This window comes from Gemmatimonadaceae bacterium (assembly GCA_020851035.1).
Lineage (GTDB): Bacteria > Gemmatimonadota > Gemmatimonadetes > Gemmatimonadales > Gemmatimonadaceae > JACMLX01.
Window position 1 is genome coordinate 37,702 of record JADZDM010000028.1, and the last position, 22,996, is coordinate 60,697.

A 22,996-nucleotide genomic window follows, 5' to 3' on the forward strand; every position below is an offset into this window, starting at 1 on the left:
CGTCAGCGCCTGACCGCGCGCAGCAGCGTCGCCGTCCCCTTCGCACGCGCCGCCTCGCCAGCCTCCTCACCGCGATACTTGCCGATGCGCACGACCACCAGGTCATGCGACGGCACGATCCAGGTGCTCTGGCCACCGGCGCCGAGCATGGCGTAGGCGTCGCGCGGCAGCGGCTGTGCGCCGTCACCGTTGATCCAGAAGAAGCCACCGCCATACACCGGGCGGCCGTCGGCCAGCCACGCCGGCGCGATCGTGCGCACGTGGCGCACGTAGCCGGCGGGGAGCAGTCGCTCACCGTTCCAGACGCCATCCTGCAGGTAGAGGTTGCCGAGCCGCGCCCAGTCACGCGCGGCGATCACCTCGGCTCCCTGCCCGAGGTAGTTCCCGAACGGATCAGTGTAGATCACCACGTCACGCATCCCGATCCGCTCGAACAGCGCGCGTGTCGGAAACGCGTGGTAGTCCTCACCACGCCGCTCGGCACCGAGCCGCACGAGGTAGCTGGCCAGCACGGGGTCGGTGTTGCGGTACCGGCCCACCGTGCCCGGCGCCCATTGCAGCGGGCGCGTCGCCGCCCATTCGTAGGAGTTGCCGGCGCCGGTGTAGAGCCAGAGATGGTCGGGGTAGCCCACCGAGGCGTCGAACCCGGGATCGTAGGGCGCGCCAAGCCGCAGCCCACTCGACATCCGCATGAGGTCCATGATGCGGATCTTCTGCCGTGGGTCGCCGGGCGCCTGCCACTGTGGAATCGGGGCCGGCTGGTCGAGACGGTACGTGCCCATCTGGATCAGTCGCGCGACAAGCGTGCCGGTGACGCTCTTCCCCATCGACCAGCTCTCGAGCGGCGTGTGGATGCCGATGCCCGCGGCGTAACGCTCCCCGATGATGCGACCCTTGTGCGTAACGACGACCGCCAGGGTCATCGCCTCCGGCGGCCCGAACGCCTCGTCCAGGGCCTGCTGCAGCAGGGTCGTGTCGATCTCGCGCGGCAGCGGCGTGGCGGGCAGCACGTCGCCCATCGGCCATGGCGTGGTGGCCGCGGGCGGGAGGTTCGGTGTCACGACCGAAGGTGTGAAGTGCACACCCGTCTCACCCACCGGCAGCGGCACGCAGCCCTGGCTGCCATACCGTCGCGCCACGCGCGTCACGCCGCTCCGCAGCCGGAGCGTCACGGTCTGCGACACCGGATCGACCAGCGTGTCCACCACCTCGGCACGCGCGGCCAGCGGCCCGGTGAAGAAGCCGACGTTGGCGGCCGCGTCGGCCACCGTGAGCCCCGTGAGGAACACGGCACCACACAGCGTGGTCGCGAACCCCGCCGTCTGGTGCGACAGCGCGTCACCGGGGGGCGGCGTCCACCGCCCCGGCAGTTGCAACGAGTCACCGCGCGCGATCACCTGCGCCAGGGTGGCGATGCGGGGATTCGCGCTGACGCGCTGAGCCAGCGCCGGATGCACCACGGCAGGGGCCAGCAGGATGGCGGCGGCGGCGCGACGCAGGCTGAGTCGGCTGGGCATTGGCGAAATGAGGGCCAGGGATTCACGCAACTGCCGGGATCGTGCGCAATGATCACCCGGGCGCCGCGTTCCGCCAGAGGCAGCGCCTGCCGTAGGGGGATCGCGTCAGGGCGGACCGTCGCGACCAGGCGGAGGCATGTTTCCCGGACAGCCACGGCCGCACGTCAGGCAAAGTGCGCCATAGGCTTTACCATGTGCGCGGCCGCTGGCTCTTTCGGGACGCTGCGCACACCGGTATCCTCTGCCACCGCCGCATTCCAACCCGAACGATGGGAGTCGAGCCATGGCCTCAGCACTGCCTGAACCGCTGCCCGCCGACGTGATCGCCGCCGCACAGCGTGGCGAGAAGATCGAAGCCATCAAGATCCTGCGTGAACGCACCGGTGTCGGCCTTGCCGAAGCCAAGGACGCCGTCGAGGCGTTCGCCAGCGGCGAATCCTCGCTCGGAAACATGGTGAGTGCGTCGGGGGGATCGACGCGTGCGCTGCAGTTCGTCGTGGTCGGGATCGTGCTGCTGCTGATGGGCTACTTCTTCCTGCCGCTGGTGCGCTGAGTGGCCCGCCGTGGTCTGCGGCTCAGCGCGAGAACGACAACTCGACTGACGCCCAGCCGCCGCGGATCGCGTCGCTGAAGCTCAGCGTGCGCACACGTCGCGGGAACTGCGCCGTCACGGTCTGCCCCACGTCGCCGATGACCACACCGGCCTCCGGCGTGATGGTGAGCAGGCGGCCGAGTGGCACCGACAGGCCGAGGCTGGCTGCCGTGGACTGGCCACTCGCCACGAGGCGTGTGTCGCGGCCACTCACGATGGCCTGCGCGCGGCTCGACTCACGCAGGTAGCTGAGCGACGGCAGCACCGACAGGCGACCCCGCGGGATCGCCGCCGCGAGTGTCACGCCGGTGAAGTCCCCGATCGGAATGATCCGCGTCGCGACGTCGGGTCGTTGCATGTCGACAGGGCGCGAGTGGAAGCCGTTCAGCGAGACGAAGCCATCCCCGGCCTCACCGATGAAGCGCTGGACCCGCGCATCGATGGTCAGCGCGCCGCCGCCGGGGAAGAGGTTCCGGCCACCGAGGGAATCGGCGATGCTCCGTGTGAGCTCCACCGACGCACCGAGCGTCGTGAGGTCGGATTCCCGGCTGACGGCCACCCCGCCGCGCAGCGTGGTCCCGCGCCAGCTCACCATCTCGCGGCCGGCGGGCTTCGGTTCGTACTCCAGCCCTCCACGCAGCGAGAGCAGCGCACCACCACCGATCTCGCGCGAGAGCACGTACCGCGCGCCGATCCGTGCCGTCACGCCCAGGGCGCCCGCGTCGAGGTCGAGCGTGCTGGTGCCGACGGCGCCAAGCGCCAGCGCATCGACCGGATCCAGCGCGCCAGGGAGCGATGTGGTCTGCGCGAACACGCGGACGGTGTCGGCCGCGCGTAACGGCACGTCCAACCGGAGGCTCACCGGTGTCGCACCTGCGAACGACACCGCGGGCCGGCTGGCCGTGGTGGAAGTGTCACCCGTGTATGCCACCGGCGTGACGTCCAGTCGCACAGTGCCACGACGGAACCGGCCGACCCAGTTCACCGATGACGCCTCCTCGGCCGCGTGCACCACGCCCACGGTGTAGCGGCGCAACGTGGGGCGGAGGGTGAGTGTCTGGCGGAAGGCCGGCACCGGCGGCAGGAGCACGGATGGCTCGAGGTCCAGGTCGAGCGTGTCGGCGAGGACGGCCGCCAGGATGCTGTCTCGGACGCGCGTGCTCAGCGTGTCGGCGCGCGCCGGGCGCTGCGCCGGCAACACCGACGCGAACGCCAGCGCGGCGGAAATCGCCGCGCTGGCGTACCTGGCCGGCAGTCGCCCGGGCCAGCTCATCGCGGTTTCACGCGCATGGTCGGTGCGTCGGTCAGCGTCCGCGCCGTGACGGCGGCATCCCGGCCGGACGCCGCGGCCGCTGGCTGTCGCGGAACGCTGCCAGCTGCCGCGCCATCGCGTCCGCGGTGAGCGTGCCGGCGGCGACCTGTGCCTGCAGGGTGTGCGCCTCGGCGCGCAGCGCCTGCCGGTAGGTCGACATCGACCGCAGGTATTCCTGCTGCTCCGGGGGCATGGCGGCACGCCGCGCCCGGCGGTCGGCCCGGGCGGCGTCCCGCTGTGCCGGTGGCATCGCGCGCCGGGCGGCGCGTTGCGCCTGCAGCAGCTCACGGCGCTGGGCCGCCGCCTCACGACGGGCGATCGCCTGTTCGCGACGCGTGGCGGCGTTGTCGGCGGCGCCGGTCACCTGGGCGCCGGCGGGACACGCCAGTGTCAGCGCGCCCGCGAGCAACAAGAGCTTGATGCGCATGGGAACCACCCCTGAAAGCGGCTGGAGTCGCGTGGACCGGTGCCGATGCCCGGCACCGGTCCACGCGATGGCGAAGACTACGGACGGGCGGCTGCGCTGTCCCGCTTCACGTCGCGGTGCAGCTCGCGGCGGTCACGGCGGAGCTCACGTCGATCGCCGGCCAGCTCGCGCTTGTCGCCGCGGATCTCACGGGTGTCACGCCGGATCTCGGCGCGCTCCCGCCGGGTCACCTGCCCGTCGGCACGGGCATCCCGCACGTCGGCGCGCCGCTCCCGGCTGTCGCTGCGGATCTCCCGCCGGTCGCCGCGGATCTCGCGCCGGTCCTGGTGGATCTCGCGGACATCGCGGCGGATTTCCCGGCGGGGCGAGGCCTGGGCACCCGCCAGCGACGGCGCGGCGAGGAGGGCAAGGCTGGCAAGCATCAGTGTCGCGATACGCATGGTTCGGCTCCTGCGGCACGGGCCGCGTGGTCGTGATCAGTCTGGCCATCCCGGCCTCACCCTGCAGACGAGCGAGCCGGATGGATGTTAAGGCGGCCCCGGCGCGGTATCGTTGGGTGGCCCCATTTCACCGATCCCGGACCCCCGCCATGCCGCTCACCCGCCGCGACTTCATCACGCGCTCCGCCGCTGCCGCCGCCACCCTCTCGCTGACCGAGCAGCTGCACGCCATGCGCCTGGCCGAGCCGCTGCGGCCTGCCGCAGCCGGCGCCGCGCGCGTGGTCAGCTCCACCAACGGACTGCGCGGTGTGGCCCGCGCGTGGGAGCTGCTGCAGCGCGGCGACGACACCCTCGATGCGATCATCGCCGGCGTGAACATCCAGGAGCTGGACCCCGAGGACGATTCCGTCGGGCTGGGTGGGCTGCCGAACGAGGACGGCATCGTGCAGCTCGACGCCAGCTGCATGCACGGTCCCACCCGGCGCGCCGGGGCGGTGGGCTGCATCGAGGACATCGCCACGCCGTCGCTGCTCGCGAAGGCGATCATGGACTACACCGACCACATCATGCTGGTGGGTGACGACGCGAGGAAGTTCGCGCTCGAGATGGGCTTCACGCCGCAGAACCTGCTCACGCCGAAGAGCCGGCAGAACTGGCTCCGCTGGCGCGCCCGGCTGAACCCCGGCGACTTCCGCCTCGACTATGACGACGACGTCGCGATCCGCTTCACGCACGGCACGATCAACATGAACTGCGTCAACGCCGCCGGTGAGATGAGCAGCGTCACCACCACCAGCGGCATGGCGTACAAGGTGCCGGGCCGCGTCGGTGACAGCCCGATCATCGGCGCCGGACAGTACTGTGACCAGACGGTCGGTGCCGCCGGCTCCACCGGACGCGGCGAGGCCAACATCAAGGCCTGCGGCGGCTTCCTCACCGTGGAGTTCATGCGGCAGGGCATGTCACCGGAACAGGCCTGCCTAAAGACGCTCGAGCGCGTCGTTGCCATGACGGAGGCGCGCCAGCTCGGCGAACGCGGACGTCCGCGCTTCGACCTCAACATCTATGCGCTGGCGAAGGACGGGCGCCACGGCAGCGCCAGCCTGTACGAGGGCGGCACGTACGCCGTCGCCGACGAGAAGGGCGCTCGCGTCGAGAAGGCCGCCTACCTGTTCCGGCGCTCGGAATTCCCGTCCGGTCCGGTGCCGGTGCAGCGCGCCCGTGCGCGCTGACCTGTGCGCGATCCTGCCGCTCGCGCTGCTCGCGGCGTGCGGCAGGACCATGCAGCCGGCCGCGGCGCGTCCCGAGCCGCTGCCGGCGGGCATCGCACACGCCTGGATCACCACCCCGGACCGGCAGCACCTGCTGGAACGGCAGGCCGGAATCCCGATCGCGCGCGCAGGCGATGCCGGTGGCATCCCCATCGACGTGGACACCGCACAGCAGTTCCAGTCGATGGTCGGATTCGGTGCCGCCCTGACCGACGCCAGCGCGGAACTGCTGCAGCAGCGGCTGCCGTCCGCACGGCGTGATTCCCTGCTGCGCGCGCTGTTCGGGCGCGACCCGGGCGGTGCCGGCTTCGACATGCTGCGCGTCACCGTCGGCGCGTCGGACTTCTCCCGCACCTTCTTCACGTACGACGACGTGCCTGCCGACACCCGCGATGACGCGATGGCGCACTTCACCATCGACTCGGCACGCGCCAGCGTGCTCCCGCTGCTGCGCCGCGCCATCGCGATCAACCCGCGGCTCACCCTCATCGCAGCGCCGTGGAGTGCACCGGCGTGGATGAAGTCGTCCGGGTCGCTGGTCACCGGCACGCTGCGCGACGACGCCAGGCCGGCCTATGCCACGTACCTGCGCCGCGTGGTCGAGGCGTTCGCGGCCGAGGGCGCCCCGATCGCGTACCTCACGGTGCAGAACGAGCCGCACAACGAGCCGAAGGACTACCCCGGGATGCGCCTCGACGCCGCGCAGCGCGCCACGTTCATCGGCCAGCACCTCGGCCCGCTCTTCGCGCGGCACGGCCTGCGCACGCGGCTCCTGGACTGGGACCACAACTGGGATGAACCGGGCTCACCGCTGCAGGTGCTGGGTGACAGCGCCGCGCGACGTCACCTGGCCGGCGTCGCCTGGCACTGCTACGCCGGCGACGTGTCGGCGCAGTCACGCGTGCACGACGCCCATCCCGACACGGAGGTCTTCTTCACCGAGTGTGCCGGCGGTGACTGGGCCCCGGACTTCGGCGACAACCTGCGCTGGAACGTGAAGACCCTCATCATCGGCGCCACCCGGCACTGGGCCCGCGGCGTCACGCTCTGGAACCTGGCGCTGGACGAGCAGCATGGCCCGCACCGCGGCGGCTGCAACGACTGTCGCGGCGTGCTGACCGTCGACGCGCAGCGCGGGACCGTCTCCGCCAACGAGGAGTATTACGCCCTCGCCCACGCCAGCCGGTTCGTGCGACCCGGCGCCGTGCGCATCGCTTCGCCGGCCAGTGCGGGTGACCTGAGCACCGTGGCCTTCCGCAATGCCGATGACCACTCGCTGGTGCTGATCGCCGTGAACGATGGCACCACCGCCCGCCAGGCCCGGGTGCGCGCGGCGGGACAGCAGTTCACGGTGAGCATTCCGGCCGGCGCCGTGGCCACGGTGGTCTGGCGCTGACGGGCCGCACCCTCGTGCACCTCAGCAGCTGAACGGATACCCCAGCCGCTCCGACACGCTGCCATCACTGCCTGGTGTGTACCACTTCCCGTCCCGCTTCACCCACACGAAGCCACAGCCGAGGAGGTTGATGTCCGTGAACTCGGCGCCGGGAAACGGCGTGCCGTCGACAGCCGTGACCAGGTAGCGCAGGCCGTCCGGCGTGGTGCGCCGGAGGATCATCGCCCCGTCGGGGAAGACGTACACCGCGTCACCTGCGACGCCGCGCCCGACCTTCACGATCGCCCGGCGGCTCACGCGATAGGTGTGCGTGACGCCCTGCGGATCGCTGAACGCCAGGAACTGCACCGGCGCGTCGTTGATGTGGCGGTTGAGCTGCTGGCAGCGCCAGCCCCACTCGCGCTTCGTCACGATCTCCTCGGGCACGATGGGCTGCAGCCGACCGTCGTAGAGCCGGCAGGTGCCCCGGATCGTGTCCGCCGTGGCGTAGACACGGATGAACTTCGCCGGCCACCGGAGCTGCGACCACCGACTCATCGTCTCCACCGCGTGGAACGCGGGCAACACCACGCGCCGGCCATCGGTGCGGAACAGCTGCAGCTGCGCACCGTCGTCCGCGATCAGGAACTGGTCGGCGAGCTGGCCATCCACCACCTGGGCCAGGCCGCCCGCCCCGCGGAAGCCCGGCGCGAGCACCTCGCGCAGCGTGTGGCGCGAGACGAGTCCCATGCCTCCCTCCTCACGCGACGCCACCAGCATGAGGTGCGGTGGCAGCAGCGTCATCGCGTGCAGCGTCTGTGAGTACGAGCGGCGGTAGAGCCGCGGCGAGAGCGCGACGATCCGGCCACGGATCGCGAGCAGCAACCGGTACCCCTCACCCACCGAGTCCTCCTGGTAGGCCCGAAGCATGACGGTGTCGGCCGACCACCCCGATTCCTGCTCGAGACGACGGAAGGTTGCGCGGACCAGCGGGACGCCTCGCGCGCTCAGCACCGTGGCGCATCCCTGGCGCCACCCCACGTACCGCACCGCGCCACGGCCGAGGAAGAGCGGCGCCACGGACTGGTACGCCGTGCGATGTGCGCCACGCGCGCGGCGCATCACGAACACCATCGAGTCGGTGTCGGCGAACCGGGTCCGCACGTCGCGCACCCAGCGTGCCCCGGCGTCGTCCGTGTCGTTCCCCCGGGGATCGACGCCACCCCGATAGGGCTCGGCTACCGACGCCGCCGGGTCAGGGACGCACCGCTGGGCCTGCGCGGGCGCAACCGCCAGCGCCAGCAGCACGCCTGCGCAGAGCCCACGCCGCACAGCAGGACTACTTCGCCGTCACGACGTAGATGGCACCCGCGCCATGGTCCATGCCCCAGCGCGCCGAGGCCGAGATCGGGTCGTAGAAACGCGCGGATTGCACGGTGGACGGGAGGATGCGCCGCAGCTCCTCGACCCCGCCGATCCGCTGGTTGTCGAGGTACACCTGCAGCACGGCCGTATTCGCCGCGCCGCCGGACGCGCTGCGCACCGTCAGCCAGTTGCTGCGCAGCGCCTGCACCACGTCGTAGAGGTTCGTGTACTGCGTGCCGATGATGACGTCGCGCGTGATGAGCTGCTGGTCCTGCCGCGGGCGCCGCGCCGCCGGCGCAGGCGCCGGTGCACCCGCGGCGGCCGGCGCACCACCACCGGACGAGCAGGCACCCAGCAGGGCGAGAGTGGCCAGGGGCACACAGAGTCGGCGTACGGATGTCACGGGATGCTCCAGGACGTGAATGGAACTGACGGGCGGGATGACGCGCGCACGATGCACGTCGTCCCGCCCGGCGTGGACCGGCCACGGTGGCCGGGGTGCGTCAGCTACGCAAGCTACGGCTTGGCGGTCACGACGTAGATCACGCCTGCGCCGTGATCCATGCCCCAGCGCGCCGACGCCGCGATAGGGTCGAAGTAACGCACCGAGGCGACGTTGACCGGCGCGAGTGACCTGAGCTCGTCAGGGCCACCCACCCGCTGCATGTCGAGGTAGACCTGCACCACCGACGACTTCTGGAAGCTGTCCGATGGTCGCGTGCGGATCCACGTGCTGCGCAACGCAAGCACCACGTCGTACATGTTGGTGTAGTTGCTGCTGCGGATCACGTCCTTGGTGATCAACTGCTGGTCGATCAGCGGCGTGGCACGCGGCCGCACCGGGCCCGCGCATCCGGCGCCGGCGAGCGCGAGGGCAACGACGACACGACCGAACGCGCGCGGGACAACAGGCATGGGATGGCTCCGATGGCGGGGTGCCAGGACCGATCGGGTGCCGGCATGCACGGCCGGCCCCTCGACCAGAAACCTGCCGTGGCGGCGCGCGCCGCACCAGCCGTGCGCGCTACCGCTTGGCGGTCGTCACCAGGATCGCCCCGGCGCCGTGGTCCATGCCCCAGCGCGCGGACGCCTGGATCGGATCCATGTAGCGGATCGACTCGACGTTGGCAGCCATCATCGTGCGCAACTCCTCCACCCCGCTCAGTCGCTGGCTGTCGAGGTAGACCTGCACCGTGGACGACTTGCCATTGATGCTCTCCGCAGCCCTCGCGCGAAGCCAGTTTCCGCGAAGTGTCGCGATGACGTCGTAAAGATTGGTGTATTGTGTCGCGCGGATCTCCTCGCGACTCAGAGTCGAACGATCGCGATTGCGCGCCGGTGCCGGCGCCGTGCCGACCATCGTGCCCGTCGCGCCCGACCCGCCGGCCGGCGCCGACGGCGCACCGCTCACCTGCGGTGCCGGCGCGGGCGAACCCGGCATGGGCGACGGGGCTGGATCGGGCTTGGTTGAGCCGCACGCGGCGAGGGTGGCGAGCAGCAGCGGGCTGATGTGGCGCAGCACGGTCGGCATGGGAGACTGGATCCGGATCGGGTCTGAGTGGAAAAGTGCCGGGAGGCCTGCAGGGTCGCGCCGGCGCCACGAGGGCAGTGTCACCGCTGGATACACCACGTGTTACACACCCGTTGGGTTTCCCGGACGGTCATCGGCGTTCCATCCGCAGCGCCGCCAGCAGCCGCTGGCCGGGCCGACCGGAGACCGGCTGCCCCAGCCGCTGCTGCTCCCGCCGCACCGCCTCGCGCACCGCGGGCGTCAGCAGGCCACCCGGATTCTGCAGGTCGTGCCCGCGTGCGGTGAGCAACCCCTGGAGCTCCCGGCGATCGGCACGGGACAACCCGGGATCGTCCGTCGGCCACGGCGTCACGATCGCCCCGCCGCCCCGCAGCCGGTCCGCCAGGTGGACAATCGCCAGCGTGTAGCTCTCGGCCGCGTTGTAGCGGTAGACCGCCTCGAAGTTCGTCGTCACGAGGAACGCCGGGCCGCGCGCACCCGCCGGGAGGAACAGCCCGGCAGGCGGAGCGGGCACGGCGAAGGCGCCCTCGATCGGCGTGCCGTCCACGCGGCGGACGCCGCGCGCCGACCAGCTCGCGAGCGTGCGACGCACGCGGCGCCCCTCGCCCGCCACCGGGAACGGGGTGCCATCGGCCTGCGCCGGCAGCGTCACCTCCACGCCCCACGGCATTCCGGTCGACCAGCCGGCGCGTTGCAGGTAGTTCGCGGTCGAGGCCAGTGCATCGCCGGTGTTCGTCATCAGGTCGCGGCGTCCATCGCCGTCGAAGTCCACCGCACGGCCCCAGAAGATGCCCGGCATGAACTGCGTCTGGCCGAATGCCCCCGCCCACGAGCCGCGGAACGCCTCCGGCGCGATGTGTCCCGCCTGCACGATGCGCAGCGCCGACAGCAGTTCGCCGCGGAAGTACGACTGCCGCCGCCCCATGCACCCCAGCGTGGCCAGGGACCGCAGCACACTGAAGGTGCCTGTGCCGCGGCCGAAGTTGCTCTCGATGCCCCACACGGCCGCCACCGTCGCCGCGTCCACGCCGTAGCGCCGCTCCACCGCCGCGAAGGTCTCGTGGTGCTCGCGCAGCAGGCGCAGGCCGTCGTCCACCCGCTCCTGGTCGGCCATCACCGCCACGTAGTCCCAGATCGGCAGCCGGAACTCCGGCTGCGCGTTCAGCTGCGTGAGCACCGCCGTATCCGGCCGCATGCCCGACAGCAGCGCCCAGGTGGCGGGTGTGATCGATCGGGCCGGCCGCGACGCCCGGAGCGTCGCGAGACAGCGCTGGAACGGGTCGGGCGGCTGGTCCGGCAGGGCAGGCGTCGGGCCGGATGCGAGTGCGATGGCGACCAGGAAACTCAGCGATGGCGGCATGGCCCAGAATAGCCGACCGGATCGCAGCACACCTCCCCGTCGACGCGTACTGGCACTGCACACGCGCAGCCACCACCGTTCGGCGCCGACGCTCCGGCACGCTGCCCACCCACCCGACTCCCCACCCCGCCATGACGCGTCACCCGTCGCGCTCCGCGGCCCATCAGCTCCTCGTCGCCGCCCTCGGCGCCGGTGTGCTCGTGGCCCAGCAGCCTGCCGCCCGGGGCCCCGCCGCCCCGCCCGCGGGCCCCAGCCCCGCCGACCTCCTCAAGCGCATCGACTGGCGCTCGGTGGGTCCGGCGAACAATGCCGGACGCATCTCGGTCGTCACCGGTGTGCCTGGCGACCCGCTCACCTATTACGTGGCCGGCGCCAACGGCGCGATCATCAAGACCACCAACGGCGGCACCACCTTCCGCCCGGTCTTCGACGAGCAGGCCGCCGGCAGCATCGGCGCCATCGCCGTCGCGCCGAGCAACCCGAACATCGTCTACGTCGGCACCGGCGAGGGCAACCCGCGCAACAATGCCTCGGTCGGTGACGGGATGTACAAGTCGATCGACGGCGGCGAGCACTGGGTGAAGATCGGGCTCGAGAAGTCCGACAAGATCGCGCGCCTCCTCATCGATTCCCGCAACCCCGACATCGTCTACGCCTGCGTGCTCGGCCGCGAGTGGGGGCCAAGCGAGGAGCGTGGCGTCTACCGCACCGGTGACGGCGGCACCACCTGGAAGCGGGTGCTCTACCTCGACCCGCAGACGTCGTGCTCGGACATCAGCGCTGATTCCGACAACAGCAACGTGATCTACGCCGGCATGTACACCTACCGGCGCTGGGCCTGGCACCTCGAGTCGGGCAGCGGCAACACGTCGGTCTGGAAGTCGGTGAACGGCGGCACGACCTGGGAGCGCCTTTCGGGCCCGGACATCCTCCGCGGCCTGCCACGCAAGGCGATGGACCGCATCGGCGTGGCGGTGGCGCCGAGTGACCCCAGCATCGTCTACGTGATCAGCGAGACGAAGGACGAGGGGGAGCTCTGGCGCAGTGACGACGCCGGCCGCTCGTGGCGCACGGTGAACCGCGACCCGAACATCAACTTCCGCCCGTTCTACTACGCCGACATCCGCGTCGACCCGAAGAACCCGAACCGGGTCTTCGCCCTCGCCGGCGGCCTGTACTTCAGCGACGACGGCGGCCGCAACTTCACCACCATCGCCCGCGACGTGCACGGCGACCACCAGGCGATGTGGATCGACCCGGTGGACCCGCGCTACATCCTCGAGGGCAGCGATGGTGGCTGGCAGGTGAGCCGCGACGGCGGGAAGACCTGGGACGTGGTGAACACCTTCGCCTTCACCCAGTTCTACCACATCAACTACGACATGCAGGTGCCCTACCAGGTCTGCGGCGGCCTGCAGGACAACGGCAACTGGTGCGGCGCCAGCAACTCTCTCAGCGGCCAGGGCATCCGCCAGGCCGACTGGCGCAACGTCTCGGGCGGTGACGGCTTCTTCACCGTGCCCGTGCTCGACAAGCCGTGGCTGGTGTACAGCAACTCGCAGGGCGGCATGCTGAACATCACCGACACCCGCAGCGGCGTGCAGAAGACGATCTACCCGTACCCCAACCGCGTCGGCTCGGTGGGTGACGCGATGATCGGGCACAAGTACCGCTTCAACTGGAACGCCCCGATCGCGCTCTCGCCGCAGGACCCGGGCACGGTGTACTTCGGCGGCAACGTGGTCTTCCGCTCGCGGGACAACGGCCTGAGCTGGGACGTCATCTCGCCCGACCTCACCACCAACGACCCGAAGAAGCAGCAGTCCTCGGGCGGTGAGATCGTGGTGGACAACACCGCGGCCGAGTTCCACTCGTCGCTGCTGAGCATCGCCCCGTCCACGCTGGATGCGAACGTGATCTGGACGGCGTCGGACGACGGGCTCGTGCACGTCACGCGTGACGGTGGCCGGACCTGGACGAAGACGTTCGAGAACGTGCCCGGCCTCAAGCCGAACGCCTGGCTCGCCACCATCGAGGCCTCGCACTTCGATGCCGGCACGGCCTACGTCACCGCCGACCACCACCAGGACGACGACTACGCGCCGTACGTCTACATGACCACCGATTTCGGGAAGACGTGGCGCAGCATCCGCGGCGACCTCCCCGATCGGGCCTGGTGGACGCACGTGATCCGCGAGGACCCGAAGAACCGGAACCTGCTGTACGTCGGCACCGAGGCCGGCGTCTGGTTCTCGTGGAACCGCGGCGTGAACTGGGTCTCGATGCGCGGCGAGCTCCCGGTGACCCCGGTGCGCGACATGCAGGTGCACCCGCGCGACAACGACCTGCTGCTCGCCACGCACGGCCGCGGCCTCTACATCCTCGACGACCTCGCACCGGTCCAGAAGCTGGCCGAGGTGATGCAGAACGAGGCGGAGCTGTTCGAGATCCGTCCGTCGATCCGCTGGACGATGTGGAACCGGGACGGGAACCTGGGGCAGCGCTCGTACGCGGGGCGCAACCCGCCGAACGGCGCGATGATCTCGTACTACCTGAAGTCGCAGCCGGCGGGCGAGGTGAACATCGAGGTGGCGAATGCCGCCGGCACGGTGGTCCGCCGCTTCCGCCGCGTCCCCGATGACGCCGGCGTGAGCCGCGTGACCTGGGACCTGCGCTACGATGCGCCCCCCGGAGGCGGGCTCGGTGGCCGTGGCAACCGCGGTGCCGCGGCGCCCGCCACACCGCCGGACACCTCCCTCGCCGGATTGCGCGAGCGCCGGCGTGCTGCCGAAGCCGAGCGCGGCGGCGTGGGCGAGGAGGAGAACTTCTTCGGTCCCTCGTCAGCCATGGTGCTGCCCGGCACGTACCAGGTGACGCTCATCGTCGGCGGCAGGCGCTACACCCGGCCGGTCACGGTGAAGGCCGACCCGCGCATCGAGATGACGCCCGCGCAGCTCGCGCAGCAGCACGACGCGGCGAAGGCGATCGAGGCCACGCAGGCGCGCGTGACCCGCGTGATCGGCGGCGTCGACGACCTGCTCCGGCAGCTCACTGCCGTCCAGGGCACGCTGCGTGGCGCTCGCAGCGACGCCACGGCGCCGGCGCTCACGGAGATCGACGGCACCATCCGTGACCTGCGACACTTCCGCGACTCGGTGCTGGCGCGCCCGCTGGCCGGCCTCGGCTACCGCCAGTACCCGCGCCTCCGCGAGGAGGTGCAGAGCATCAGCGGCATGATCTCACGCCCGCAGTGGCCCGTCACGGCGGGTGAGCAGCTGCGCTCGGGTGAGCTGGTGGTGGAGACGGATGACGTCCAGCGACGCCTCGATGCGATCGTCCGCGACCGCGTCGGGAAGATCAACGACATGTTGAAGGGCACCCAGCACGTGATCACACCGAACGCACCACGGGTGCTGCAGTAGCAGCACCCGTGGCACGACACAGCGCCCCCCGGAGCCATCGGTTTCGGGGGGCGCTGTGGTGTCAGGCCCCGCAGGCACGCAGCCGATAGCTTTCGCGTGCCGGAGAGGCCCGCACACCGCCAGGCCGGGGTGGCCGCGACTCAACCCTCCGGGACCACGACACGTTGACTCGCCATGCCTCACGTCCTGATCCGGATCCTTGCCGCCGCCTTGCTGGCCGCCCCGGCCGCCACCGCCGCAGCGCAGGGGCCGGCGGGCACCGGCACACGCCCCCCCGACTCCCCGCCTGAACTCCGGGCCGCGCGGGCCGGTGAACGCATGCGGATCGACGGCCTGCTCGACGAGGCCGCGTGGGCCGGCGCCCCCGTCGCGGCTGGATTCATCCAGTCGGAGCCGCTCAGCGGCCGGCCGGCGAGCCAGGCCACCGAGGTGCGCGTGCTCTACGACCGCGACTACCTCTACATCGGCGCCTTCATGCACGACAGCCAGCCCTCCATGGCCGTCGTCAACGACATCCGGAAGGACTTCACCGAGGAGGACCAGGACGACTTCGAGGTGATGCTCGACACCTTCGGCGACCGCCGCAACGGCTACGTCTTCTCCACCAACATCGAAGGCGCCCGGCACGACCGGCAGGTCGCGCTCGAGGGCCGCGAGGTGAACAAGAGCTGGGACGCGGTCTGGCTGGTGAAGACGCAGCGGCGTGCTGACGGCTGGACTGTCGAGATGCGCATCCCGTTCCGCGCCTTGCGCTTCAGCCGCAGCGCCGGCTCGGCCTGGGGCATCAACTTCTCACGCCACATCCGACGGGTGAACGAGGTGTCGTTCTGGGCACCGGTGCCACGGGCGTTCGGGCTGAACCGCGTGTCACTCGCCGGCAGCCTGGTGGGCCTCGAGACCGGCAGCGCCGGTCGCGACCTGCGCGTGAAGCCCTACATCTCCGAGAACGCCGTCCGCGCGCTTGGCACCACCGCGGCGCCCGCACCGTCGATGAGCAACTCGATCGAGGTCGGCGCCGATGTGAAAGCCGCGCTCACGCCGGGCCTCACGATGGACCTGACGGTGAACCCCGACTTCGGGCAGGTCGAGGCCGACGAGCAGCAGGTGAACCTGACGCAGTTCTCGCAGTTCTTCCCTGAGAAGCGCGACTTCTTCCTCGAGAACTCCGGCGTCTTCTACGTCGGCGATGCCGCGCGCAAGAGTGGCGGCACCACCATCGTCACCCCCGATGAGGACAACCTCCTCTTCTTCTCGCGCCGAATCGGCCTCACCGCCGGCGGCGCGCCGATCCCGATCCTCGGCGGCATGCGCGTGACCGGAAAGCTTGCCGAGCGGACACGTATCGGCATCCTGAGCGTCCAGGACCGCGCCATGGGCACCGATCCTGCCTCGAACGCCAGCGTGATCCGCCTCCGCCAGAACCTCGGTCGCGCCGGCAACGACCTCGGCGTCTTCGTGCTCCAGAACGTGCACACGTCGGGACCGTCGTACACCAACCGCGTGATCGGCGTGGACAAGAACCTGCGCCTCTTCGGGAACCTCGACTGGAACTCGTACGCCGCCCGCACCTCCACGCCCGGCAAGACCAGCGGCGACTATGCGTGGCGCTCGACGGTGAACTGGGAGGGCGTGTTCTTCCATTTCAAGAGCGGACTGATGGAGCTCGGCCCGGGCTTCCAGAACGACCTCGGGTACTACCGTCGCGTCGGCATGCGGAAGTACATCCTCGAGACCGGACTCCGCCCACGCAGCGCCGGGCTGCGCGCCCACGGCATCCGTGAGCTGCACCCGCACATCGGCTGGGCGTACCAGGAGGACATGGGGGGCTTCGAGCTGGCCAAGTCGCTCCACAGCGGCATGTCGGTCTTCTTCAACAACGGCGCGATCTTCGAGTACTCCGCCAACCCCATCTACAACCGCCTCACCGCGCCGTTCCGGCCCAATGCGAAGATGGCCTCGCCGATTCCCGTCGGCGGCTACGACTGGAACGAGCACTGGCTGCTCTACACCAGTGACCTGAGCCGCCGTTTCTCGCTCGACACCAAGTACGTGTGGGGCGGGTTGTACGACGGTACACAGCAGACCGTGTCGGCGGCGGTGCAGTACCGCCCCAGCTATCGCTTCAAGGCCAAGGTCGGCGTGCAGCGCACCGCCGCGACCCTGAACACGCCGAACCTGCGCTTCGTGAACACACTCGGCACGTTCCGCACGAGCTACAGCTTCAACACCAACATGTTCGTGGACGCGCTGTCGCAGTACGACGCGGTGAGCAAGCAGTTCAACGCGAACATCCGCTTCAACCTGATCCACCACCCGCTGAGCGACCTGTTCATCGTCTACAACGACCAGCGGATCCTCACGCCCGACGCGCCGGTGGCGGGGCGCGGGATCATCGTGAAGTTCACGCAGATGATGTCGTTCTGACGGTCGTGCGGCTCCGCGTCTGCCGGCGCCGGAGCCGCACGCTCACTCCAGTGCGAGCACGCGCCGCAACGCACAGCGGAAGCACGGCAGCACGTCGTCCCCGGTGAGGTCGCCGTCCTCCGGCACGTGGACGATGTCACCGTCCGGCCGAAACAGGTGCGCCGAGCGTTGCCGGGGGTCGATCACCCACACGACCCGGACACCTGCACCGAGCCAGCGGCTCACCTTCCGCAGCAGGTCCGCCCACCGGTCCCCTGGCGATCGGACCTCCACGGCGAGGTCCGGCGCCATCCGCGCGAATCCCGTCTCAGGAATTCCCAACACCCGATCCCGCACGATGAACGCGACGTCAGGAGCGAGCACCGTGTCAGGGTTCGACTCGATGTGAAAACCACCGTCCGCGAGCACCGCTCCTGCCCGCGTCTCGATGACGTGCTGCATCAGGAGGAATGCAATCCGCGCGGCATAACGCCCGTGCATCGCACTCGGTGGCTCGCGCACCACCATCCGCCCCTTGATCAGCTCAGCCTCCGCATCGGGTGGCTGGTACAACAACAACTCCTCGGCCGTCATCAACGGCACCGGCGACATCACGCACCTCCGCAGCCTCTCGGTGGCTCACACATGCTTCCGCACACGCTACCACCGACGCCACGTCAGTGCGTCACCATTTTCACGCACACCGCATCACATCACGCCGGCGGCGTCACCCGCGTCAGCCACCCGAACGTGTCCGGCGCACGCCCGTTGGCGATATCCAGGAACGCGGCCTGCATCCGCTTCGTCACCGGACCCACCGTGCCCGACCCGACCTTGATGCGATCCACGCTCCGCACCGGCGTCAGTTCCGCCGCCGTACCCGTGAAGAACACCTCGTCGGCCGTGTACAGCATCTCGCGTGGGATGATCTGCTCGCGAACCTCCAGCCCGTCCCGCTTCGCGATCCGGATGATGCTGTCGCGCGTGATCCCACCCAGCAGCGAGCCGTCCAGCGGCGTCGTCACCAGCGCGCCGTCCTGCACCAGGAACACGTTCTGCCCCGACCCCTCGCTCACCGTCCCCGACGGACTGAGCGCGATCGCCTCGGCAAACCCGTTCGCCAGCGCCTCCATCTTGATCAGCTGGCCGCCCAGGTAGTTGCCGGCCACCTTCGCCAGCGACGGGATCGTGTTCGGTGCGAAGCGGTGCCAGCTCGACACACAGGCATCCACGCCATGCTCCAGCGCCTCGTCACCCAGGTAGGCCCCCCACGGCCAGCACGGCAGGTACACATGGATCGGGCTCGCGAACGGCACCATCCCTGCCGCGCCATAGCCACGCACCACCATCGGGCGCAGGTAGCACGCCTCCATCCCGTTCTTCGCCACCAGCGCGCAGCACGCCGCCACCAGCTCGTCGAGCGTGTAGTCCAGCTCCATGCGGTAGATCTTCACCGAGTTGATCAGCCGCGTGAGGTGCTCGCGCAGGCGGAAGATCGCCGGCCCGGTCGGCGTGGCGTAGCAGCGGATCCCCTCGAACGCGGACGACCCGAACTGCATCGAGTGGCTCAGCACGTGCACGTTGGCGTCGGCCCACGGGATGAAGTCCCCGTCGCGCCAGATCCACTCGGTTGCGGCAATCTGACTCATGTCGTGCGTGTCCCAGGTTGTGTGAAGGGGTGCATCCGCTGCACTAGAGCAGGGTGTTGACGGCGCCGCCGTCCACCAGGATCGCCTGCCCGGTGATGAAGCCCGCACGATCCGAGGCCAGGAACGCGATCGTGGCCGCCAGTTCCTCGGGCCGGCCCAGCCGCCCCACCGGCGTCTGCGCCACCCAGCCGGCATACACAGCGTCGCGGGTCGCGCCGGTCCGCGCCGTGGTCGCGGCGGCCAGCGACTCCAGCCGCTCGGTGGCGGTGAAGCCCGGCAGCACGGTGTTCACCGTCACACCGTCGGCCGCCACCTCGGTGGCGAGCGTGCGCAGGTAACCCGTGACCGCCGCCCGCAGGCTGTTGCTCAGCACCAGTGACGGCACCGGCTCCTTCACCGCCTTCGAGGTGATGCTGATCACGCGACCCCACTGCCGCTCGCGCATCCCCGGCACGAAGGCGCGCGTGAGCTCCACGCAACTGCGCAGCAGCAACTCGCTCGCCTTCGTCCACGCCGCCCAGTCGTGCCCCATCGAGGGTCCCGTCGGCGGCCCCCCGGTGTTGGCGACGAGGATGTCCACGCGACCGTACCGCGCCATCACACCCGTCACCACCGCCGAGATCCCCTCCGCCGTGGAGAGGTCCGCGGCGAGCGCCAGCACCGGCGCACCCAGCGTCTCCAGCCGGCCGGCGGCCGCACCGATCGCGGCGGCGTCACGCGAGCAGATCGCCAGTGCACACCCGGCCCGCGCAAGCTCCTCGGCCGTCGCGTACGCGATGCCCTTCGACGCCCCGCAGACGAGGGCGACCCTTCCGCCGATGCCCAGGTCCATCGCTACTTCGCCCCGCCGCGGATGTAGGCATCGCTCCCGTCCAGCCAGTCCTGCCGGGGCGGGTTGAAGATGTCCACGTCCAGCGTGTCCTCCAGTGCCTCCGCGCGGTGCCGCACCATGCCCGGGATCACCAGCACCTCACCCGCCTTGACGTCGGTGTAGATGTCGCCCGGTGCATCGGCGTGCGCCCCGATCCAGAAGCGCAGCGCGCCCGACCGGATGTACGTGAACTGCTCGTTGACGTGGTCGTGCGCCGGCACGATGGCGCCCTTCGACAGGAAGACCTGCGCGAGCATCATCTTCTCGGACGTGATGAGCTTGCGGCTGATCAGCGGGTTCAGCGGCTCGAGACGGACCTCGTCCCAGGCAAGGTGGCGGACGTCGGACATGGTTCGCAGGGTGAGGGACGCGGGGCAACGACAGCCGGCTCCGCCAATCTACGGCTCCCCGGACCCGCCTGCTGGCGCGGTGCAGAGCGGCGCCATCCGTGAGCCGTCGCTCTGGCGCCAGCGGCGGCCATTAGAATTGCCGCATGTCGCCCGACACCCATTCCCGCTACACCATCAGCTGCGACTCCCGGCGTCACCGGGTCGCGCTCCGGGAATCCCGGTACTGGACGCGGACGAAGTGCCCGGTCTGCATGCAGGTCGTGGACACCACGCGCCTCAGGCGGGTGATGAAGTGGCTCGGTGGCCACGCGCCCCGCTCGGTGCTGCACCTGGGGAGCCGCCTGCGGCTGGTGCCGATCGATGCCATCGCGCTGGGCTGGGCCGCGCTGATCGTGCTGCTGGCCATCACCCTCCATACAGTGGCGGATGCGTGGTGGCCGGCCACGATCCTGCTCTTCCTCGGCCGCTGGCCGTGGCTGCTCCCCGCACTGCCGCTGTTCGTGCTCACACTCGCACTCCGGCACCGGCGCAGCGCGCTGGTCACGCTCGGCGCCACCGTGGTCGGGCTCTTCGGCGTCATGCAGCTCTCGCTCGGCTCCGGACGGCTCAGCGCACCGACGTACGCCGAGTCGCGCGTGCGCGTGATCTCGTTCAACATCGCCGGCGACGCCCCCGCGCCACTGCAACTCGTCGAGCTGATCAACGAGTGGGAGCCAGACGTGCTGGCCGTGCAGGAGTGCGGCGTCAACTCACGCGAGCAACTCGGCAACATCCCGGGCTACCACAGCGACCTCGGGGTCACCTGCCTCCTCACGAAGTTCGAGATCATCGCGGTCGATTCGCTGCGCCGCGAGGCGTTCGCGAATGCCAGCGGTGCCGCGTGGGTGAAGCGCTATCGGCTGAAGGGCCGCGTGGGCGAGTTCGACTTCACCAACGTGCACCTCGACACGCCGCGCAAGGCATTCGACGTGCTCATCGAGGGCGATTCGAACGCCACCGGGGCAATCGGCGACAAGACCGCCGTGCGCGAGGTGGAATCACGGCTGGCACGGCGCTGGGTGGACCTCGGCCGCGGGCCGCGCCTCGTGGCCGGCGACTTCAACATGCCCGTCGAGAGCGCGATCTTCCGCCAGCACTGGGGGTCGCTCCAGGACGGCTGGGAGGAGGCCGGCCTCGGCTTCGGCTACACGCGCCTGGCCGGCTGGATCAGGCTGCGTATCGATCACATCCTCGCCGACGAGCACTGGAGCGTGCAGACCGCGCGGATGCTGCCTGACTACGGCTCCGATCACCTGCCGGTCATGGTCGAGGTGGATCTCAAGCCGAAGGAGTGAGCGCGGCTTACCGCAGGGGCCAGCGACTGCCGTCGATCCGATGCTTCACGCCACCGCGCCGGAGCTCGATCTGCGGGTACAGCACATCTCCCTCCAATGCCAGCGCAGCCACGCCAGCCGTGCGCGACGCCACGCTGCCAGGTGCGCCGCGCGCGACCTGCGGGGTGACCAGCTCCGGCAGGCCGTACTCCTCGTACGCCTCGAGCTCCACGTTCCATCCCAGGTCGCGCAACGCCGCCACGGTGACGGCGGAGGTGGGCTGCACGGCCGACGGGGTCAGTGAGGGCGCCATCAGCTCACCGCCGAACGCGTCACCGCGCCAGTGTCCGAGCACGCGTACCTCGAGCGGCACGCGGCGTCCGCTGAAGAATCCGCTGCGGCCCAGCCGGCCGAAGGCCGAAAGTGCCGCGGGGCCCACGAAGATCGGATCGGGTGAGGTGTTGTCGCCGGACACCAGCCCGGCGAGCGTCCCACGCCCCCACAGTGACCCGATGCCCAGCACATGACCCACCTCGTGCTGGAGCAGGTCGTCCAGCTTGCGGTCGCTGAGCTGCGAGACGGTGAAGATGTTGAGCGTGAGCGTACCCAGCAGCGGCAGGCCGCCCGCGCGCATCACGCACGGGCCGCCCAGCCCGGCGATGCGGGAGGGCAGCGTATCCACCCGCACCAGCACGCGCAGGCCGGAGACGAACTGGCTCACCGGGACGACGTTGCGGCACTCCCCGGTCGCCAGGCTGACGAACTCGCCGGGAGGGGACGACCGGATCACGCGCCGCCACCGCTGGGCCACCCGCTCCATGCTGAGCAGCACGCGCAACGGCACCGGGTTCTGCCCGTCACCATCCACGATCTCGAGCGGAAACTCCGACGGGCCCTGCACCGTGACGGTGTCACTGGCGGAGAGCGTGTCGTACCGCGCGTGCACCACCACGCGCCCCAGCGCCGCACCGATCAGGTGGCCGTTGCGGACCAGCATCGCGCCGGCCGGCTCGACGCGCACGAGCGAGCCAAGTGACGACACCGCCCGACCGGCGGTGTCGAGCGCCGCGATCACCAGCGGCAGGCTGTCACCGAGGCCCACCACCCGCGACTCGATCCCGACCTGCAGCGACCGCAATACGGAGAGCCGCACGGTGATGGTCCGGCGCGTGGTGTCCCGCCCGATCACGGCCAGCAGCTCCGCCGTGCCCGGCGTGTGCAGCATCACCCGCGCACGGCCCACGGCCACGGGCTGAATCGTCACGACGGAGGGATTCGTCACCTGGAAGTTGGGTGCGACTTCCGGCAACGGCTGGCCGGAAGCAGTCTCCACCATCGAGACCAGCTCCACCGCATCGACGATGTGTGCGGTGTCCGGCGCGACCAGGCGGACCCGCATCGGGCGCGGCACGACGCGCATCACCTTCGTGCCGATCGCACCGCCCGCCAGCACGTCCAGCCTCACGATTCCGACATTGCGCGCCCGCAGGACGCCGCGCGCCCCCACCGATCCGATGCTCGAGTCGGACGAGGACCAGAGGATCGTCGGGGCGGTGATCACCGTTCCCATGGCGTTGACCGCACGCAGCGACGCCACCAGGGAGTCGCCGACCAGGATCGAATCGGTCGGGACCTCGACTTCGACGCGCGCCACCGTCGTCAGGTCGGGCTGCGGCGGCGCGTCGGTGGACCCCGGGCCGCAGGCGAATGCGCCAAGCGCCAGCGCCGCGGGCAGCAGGTGCCGGCGCCACACTCGGTACGCGCTTTCAGAGGGAGACGGCACGCGGGTAAGTTAGAG

Annotated in this window: 20 protein-coding genes; 6 read left to right on the forward strand and 14 right to left on the reverse strand. The window is 70.4% G+C overall.

The features are described 5' to 3' along the window. Positions 1 to 2 precede the first annotated feature (2 nt). Positions 3 to 1,517 carry a serine hydrolase gene (locus IT355_19390; GenBank protein ID MCC7055447.1) on the reverse strand — a complete coding sequence of 505 codons (1,515 nt, stop codon included), beginning with the start codon at positions 1,515 to 1,517 and terminating at the stop codon, positions 3 to 5. Between the two features lie 283 nt (positions 1,518 to 1,800). On the opposite strand from IT355_19390, the gene IT355_19395 reads away from it, so the two are divergent. Continuing rightward, complete coding sequence (locus tag IT355_19395) at positions 1,801 to 2,070, forward strand: ribosomal protein L7/L12 (protein MCC7055448.1); 270 nt, start codon at positions 1,801 to 1,803, stop codon at positions 2,068 to 2,070. 22 nt (positions 2,071 to 2,092) lie between these two features. On the opposite strand, the gene IT355_19400 is transcribed toward IT355_19395, so the two are convergent. The 3 genes from IT355_19400 to IT355_19410 form a co-directional block, all read right to left on the reverse strand. Next, the gene (locus IT355_19400) at positions 2,093 to 3,382 is read right to left on the reverse strand and encodes a hypothetical protein (protein MCC7055449.1); all 1,290 of its coding nucleotides are present in this window, start codon (positions 3,380 to 3,382) and stop codon (positions 2,093 to 2,095) included. Positions 3,383 to 3,413: 31 nt separating this feature from the next. Next, the gene (locus tag IT355_19405; protein MCC7055450.1) at positions 3,414 to 3,848 is read right to left on the reverse strand and encodes a hypothetical protein; all 435 of its coding nucleotides are present in this window, start codon (positions 3,846 to 3,848) and stop codon (positions 3,414 to 3,416) included. A 77-nt stretch (positions 3,849 to 3,925) separates the two neighbouring features. Further along, positions 3,926 to 4,288 carry a hypothetical protein gene (locus IT355_19410; GenBank protein MCC7055451.1) on the reverse strand — a complete coding sequence of 121 codons (363 nt, stop codon included), beginning with the start codon at positions 4,286 to 4,288 and terminating at the stop codon, positions 3,926 to 3,928. A 149-nt stretch (positions 4,289 to 4,437) separates the two neighbouring features. Here IT355_19410 and IT355_19415 point away from each other — a divergent pair, with 149 nt between their 5' ends. Beyond that, a complete protein-coding gene (locus IT355_19415) occupies positions 4,438 to 5,520 on the forward strand; it encodes a N(4)-(beta-N-acetylglucosaminyl)-L-asparaginase (GenBank protein MCC7055452.1) in 1,083 nt (360 codons plus the stop codon). After that, on the forward strand, positions 5,510 to 6,955 hold the full coding sequence (locus IT355_19420; protein MCC7055453.1) for a hypothetical protein: 1,446 nt from the start codon (positions 5,510 to 5,512) through the stop codon (positions 6,953 to 6,955). The genes IT355_19415 and IT355_19420 overlap by 11 nt, the downstream gene beginning before the upstream one ends. A gap of 21 nt (positions 6,956 to 6,976) precedes the next feature. Here the strand turns inward: IT355_19420 and IT355_19425 are convergent, their stop codons facing one another. The 5 genes from IT355_19425 to IT355_19445 form a co-directional block, all read right to left on the reverse strand. Continuing rightward, positions 6,977 to 8,098: a hypothetical protein gene (locus tag IT355_19425; protein MCC7055454.1), complete on the reverse strand. Its 1,122-nt coding sequence runs from the start codon at positions 8,096 to 8,098 to the stop codon at positions 6,977 to 6,979. A 175-nt stretch (positions 8,099 to 8,273) separates the two neighbouring features. Next, the gene (locus IT355_19430; protein MCC7055455.1) at positions 8,274 to 8,702 is read right to left on the reverse strand and encodes a hypothetical protein; all 429 of its coding nucleotides are present in this window, start codon (positions 8,700 to 8,702) and stop codon (positions 8,274 to 8,276) included. A gap of 113 nt (positions 8,703 to 8,815) precedes the next feature. Then, complete coding sequence (locus tag IT355_19435) at positions 8,816 to 9,214, reverse strand: hypothetical protein (GenBank protein MCC7055456.1); 399 nt, start codon at positions 9,212 to 9,214, stop codon at positions 8,816 to 8,818. A 109-nt stretch (positions 9,215 to 9,323) separates the two neighbouring features. Beyond that, entirely contained in the window at positions 9,324 to 9,830 is a 507-nt protein-coding gene (locus tag IT355_19440) for a hypothetical protein (GenBank protein MCC7055457.1), read from the reverse strand. A 130-nt stretch (positions 9,831 to 9,960) separates the two neighbouring features. Further along, entirely contained in the window at positions 9,961 to 11,190 is a 1,230-nt protein-coding gene (locus IT355_19445; GenBank protein MCC7055458.1) for a lytic murein transglycosylase, read from the reverse strand. A gap of 131 nt (positions 11,191 to 11,321) precedes the next feature. On the opposite strand from IT355_19445, the gene IT355_19450 reads away from it, so the two are divergent. Both IT355_19450 and IT355_19455 read left to right on the forward strand, forming a co-directional pair. Further along, the gene (locus tag IT355_19450) at positions 11,322 to 14,612 is read left to right on the forward strand and encodes a hypothetical protein (protein MCC7055459.1); all 3,291 of its coding nucleotides are present in this window, start codon (positions 11,322 to 11,324) and stop codon (positions 14,610 to 14,612) included. A 174-nt stretch (positions 14,613 to 14,786) separates the two neighbouring features. Further along, a complete protein-coding gene (locus tag IT355_19455) occupies positions 14,787 to 17,036 on the forward strand; it encodes a carbohydrate binding family 9 domain-containing protein (GenBank protein MCC7055460.1) in 2,250 nt (749 codons plus the stop codon). Positions 17,037 to 17,078: 42 nt separating this feature from the next. Here IT355_19455 and IT355_19460 read toward each other — a convergent pair whose 3' ends face one another. The 4 genes from IT355_19460 to IT355_19475 all read right to left on the reverse strand — a co-directional run bounded on the left by IT355_19460 (position 17,079) and on the right by IT355_19475 (position 19,885). Beyond that, positions 17,079 to 17,627 carry a Uma2 family endonuclease gene (locus tag IT355_19460; protein MCC7055461.1) on the reverse strand — a complete coding sequence of 183 codons (549 nt, stop codon included), beginning with the start codon at positions 17,625 to 17,627 and terminating at the stop codon, positions 17,079 to 17,081. A 101-nt stretch (positions 17,628 to 17,728) separates the two neighbouring features. Next, a complete protein-coding gene (locus IT355_19465) occupies positions 17,729 to 18,664 on the reverse strand; it encodes a branched-chain amino acid transaminase (GenBank protein ID MCC7055462.1) in 936 nt (311 codons plus the stop codon). Between the two features lie 43 nt (positions 18,665 to 18,707). Next, on the reverse strand, positions 18,708 to 19,496 hold the full coding sequence (locus IT355_19470; protein MCC7055463.1) for an SDR family oxidoreductase: 789 nt from the start codon (positions 19,494 to 19,496) through the stop codon (positions 18,708 to 18,710). A gap of 2 nt (positions 19,497 to 19,498) precedes the next feature. Continuing rightward, positions 19,499 to 19,885 (reverse strand): cupin domain-containing protein, encoded by a 387-nt coding sequence (locus tag IT355_19475; protein MCC7055464.1) that lies wholly within the window; start codon positions 19,883 to 19,885, stop codon positions 19,499 to 19,501. Positions 19,886 to 20,028: 143 nt separating this feature from the next. Between IT355_19475 and IT355_19480 the strand changes: the two genes are divergently transcribed. Further along, positions 20,029 to 21,219, forward strand: coding sequence for an endonuclease/exonuclease/phosphatase family protein (locus IT355_19480; GenBank protein MCC7055465.1), 1,191 nt, complete (start codon positions 20,029 to 20,031; stop codon positions 21,217 to 21,219). Between the two features lie 7 nt (positions 21,220 to 21,226). On the opposite strand, the gene IT355_19485 is transcribed toward IT355_19480, so the two are convergent. Beyond that, on the reverse strand, positions 21,227 to 22,981 hold the full coding sequence (locus IT355_19485; protein MCC7055466.1) for a hypothetical protein: 1,755 nt from the start codon (positions 22,979 to 22,981) through the stop codon (positions 21,227 to 21,229). Positions 22,982 to 22,996 lie beyond the last annotated feature (15 nt).

Coding starts and splice junctions, on each gene's coding strand:
- IT355_19400 (MCC7055449.1), bottom strand. CDS start 3,382: ATGAGCTGGCCCGGGCGACTGCCGGCCAGGTACGCCAGCGCGGCGATT.
- IT355_19440 (MCC7055457.1), bottom strand. CDS start 9,830: ATGCCGACCGTGCTGCGCCACATCAGCCCGCTGCTGCTCGCCACCCTC.
- IT355_19450 (MCC7055459.1), top strand. CDS start 11,322: ATGACGCGTCACCCGTCGCGCTCCGCGGCCCATCAGCTCCTCGTCGCC.
- IT355_19475 (MCC7055464.1), bottom strand. CDS start 19,885: ATGTCCGACGTCCGCCACCTTGCCTGGGACGAGGTCCGTCTCGAGCCG.
- IT355_19455 (MCC7055460.1), top strand. CDS start 14,787: ATGCCTCACGTCCTGATCCGGATCCTTGCCGCCGCCTTGCTGGCCGCC.
- IT355_19415 (MCC7055452.1), top strand. CDS start 4,438: ATGCCGCTCACCCGCCGCGACTTCATCACGCGCTCCGCCGCTGCCGCC.
- IT355_19410 (MCC7055451.1), bottom strand. CDS start 4,288: ATGCGTATCGCGACACTGATGCTTGCCAGCCTTGCCCTCCTCGCCGCG.
- IT355_19405 (MCC7055450.1), bottom strand. CDS start 3,848: ATGCGCATCAAGCTCTTGTTGCTCGCGGGCGCGCTGACACTGGCGTGT.
- IT355_19435 (MCC7055456.1), bottom strand. CDS start 9,214: ATGCCTGTTGTCCCGCGCGCGTTCGGTCGTGTCGTCGTTGCCCTCGCG.
- IT355_19460 (MCC7055461.1), bottom strand. CDS start 17,627: ATGTCGCCGGTGCCGTTGATGACGGCCGAGGAGTTGTTGTTGTACCAG.
- IT355_19480 (MCC7055465.1), top strand. CDS start 20,029: ATGTCGCCCGACACCCATTCCCGCTACACCATCAGCTGCGACTCCCGG.
- IT355_19445 (MCC7055458.1), bottom strand. CDS start 11,190: ATGCCGCCATCGCTGAGTTTCCTGGTCGCCATCGCACTCGCATCCGGC.
- IT355_19395 (MCC7055448.1), top strand. CDS start 1,801: ATGGCCTCAGCACTGCCTGAACCGCTGCCCGCCGACGTGATCGCCGCC.
- IT355_19465 (MCC7055462.1), bottom strand. CDS start 18,664: ATGAGTCAGATTGCCGCAACCGAGTGGATCTGGCGCGACGGGGACTTC.
- IT355_19390 (MCC7055447.1), bottom strand. CDS start 1,517: ATGCCCAGCCGACTCAGCCTGCGTCGCGCCGCCGCCGCCATCCTGCTG.
- IT355_19470 (MCC7055463.1), bottom strand. CDS start 19,496: ATGGACCTGGGCATCGGCGGAAGGGTCGCCCTCGTCTGCGGGGCGTCG.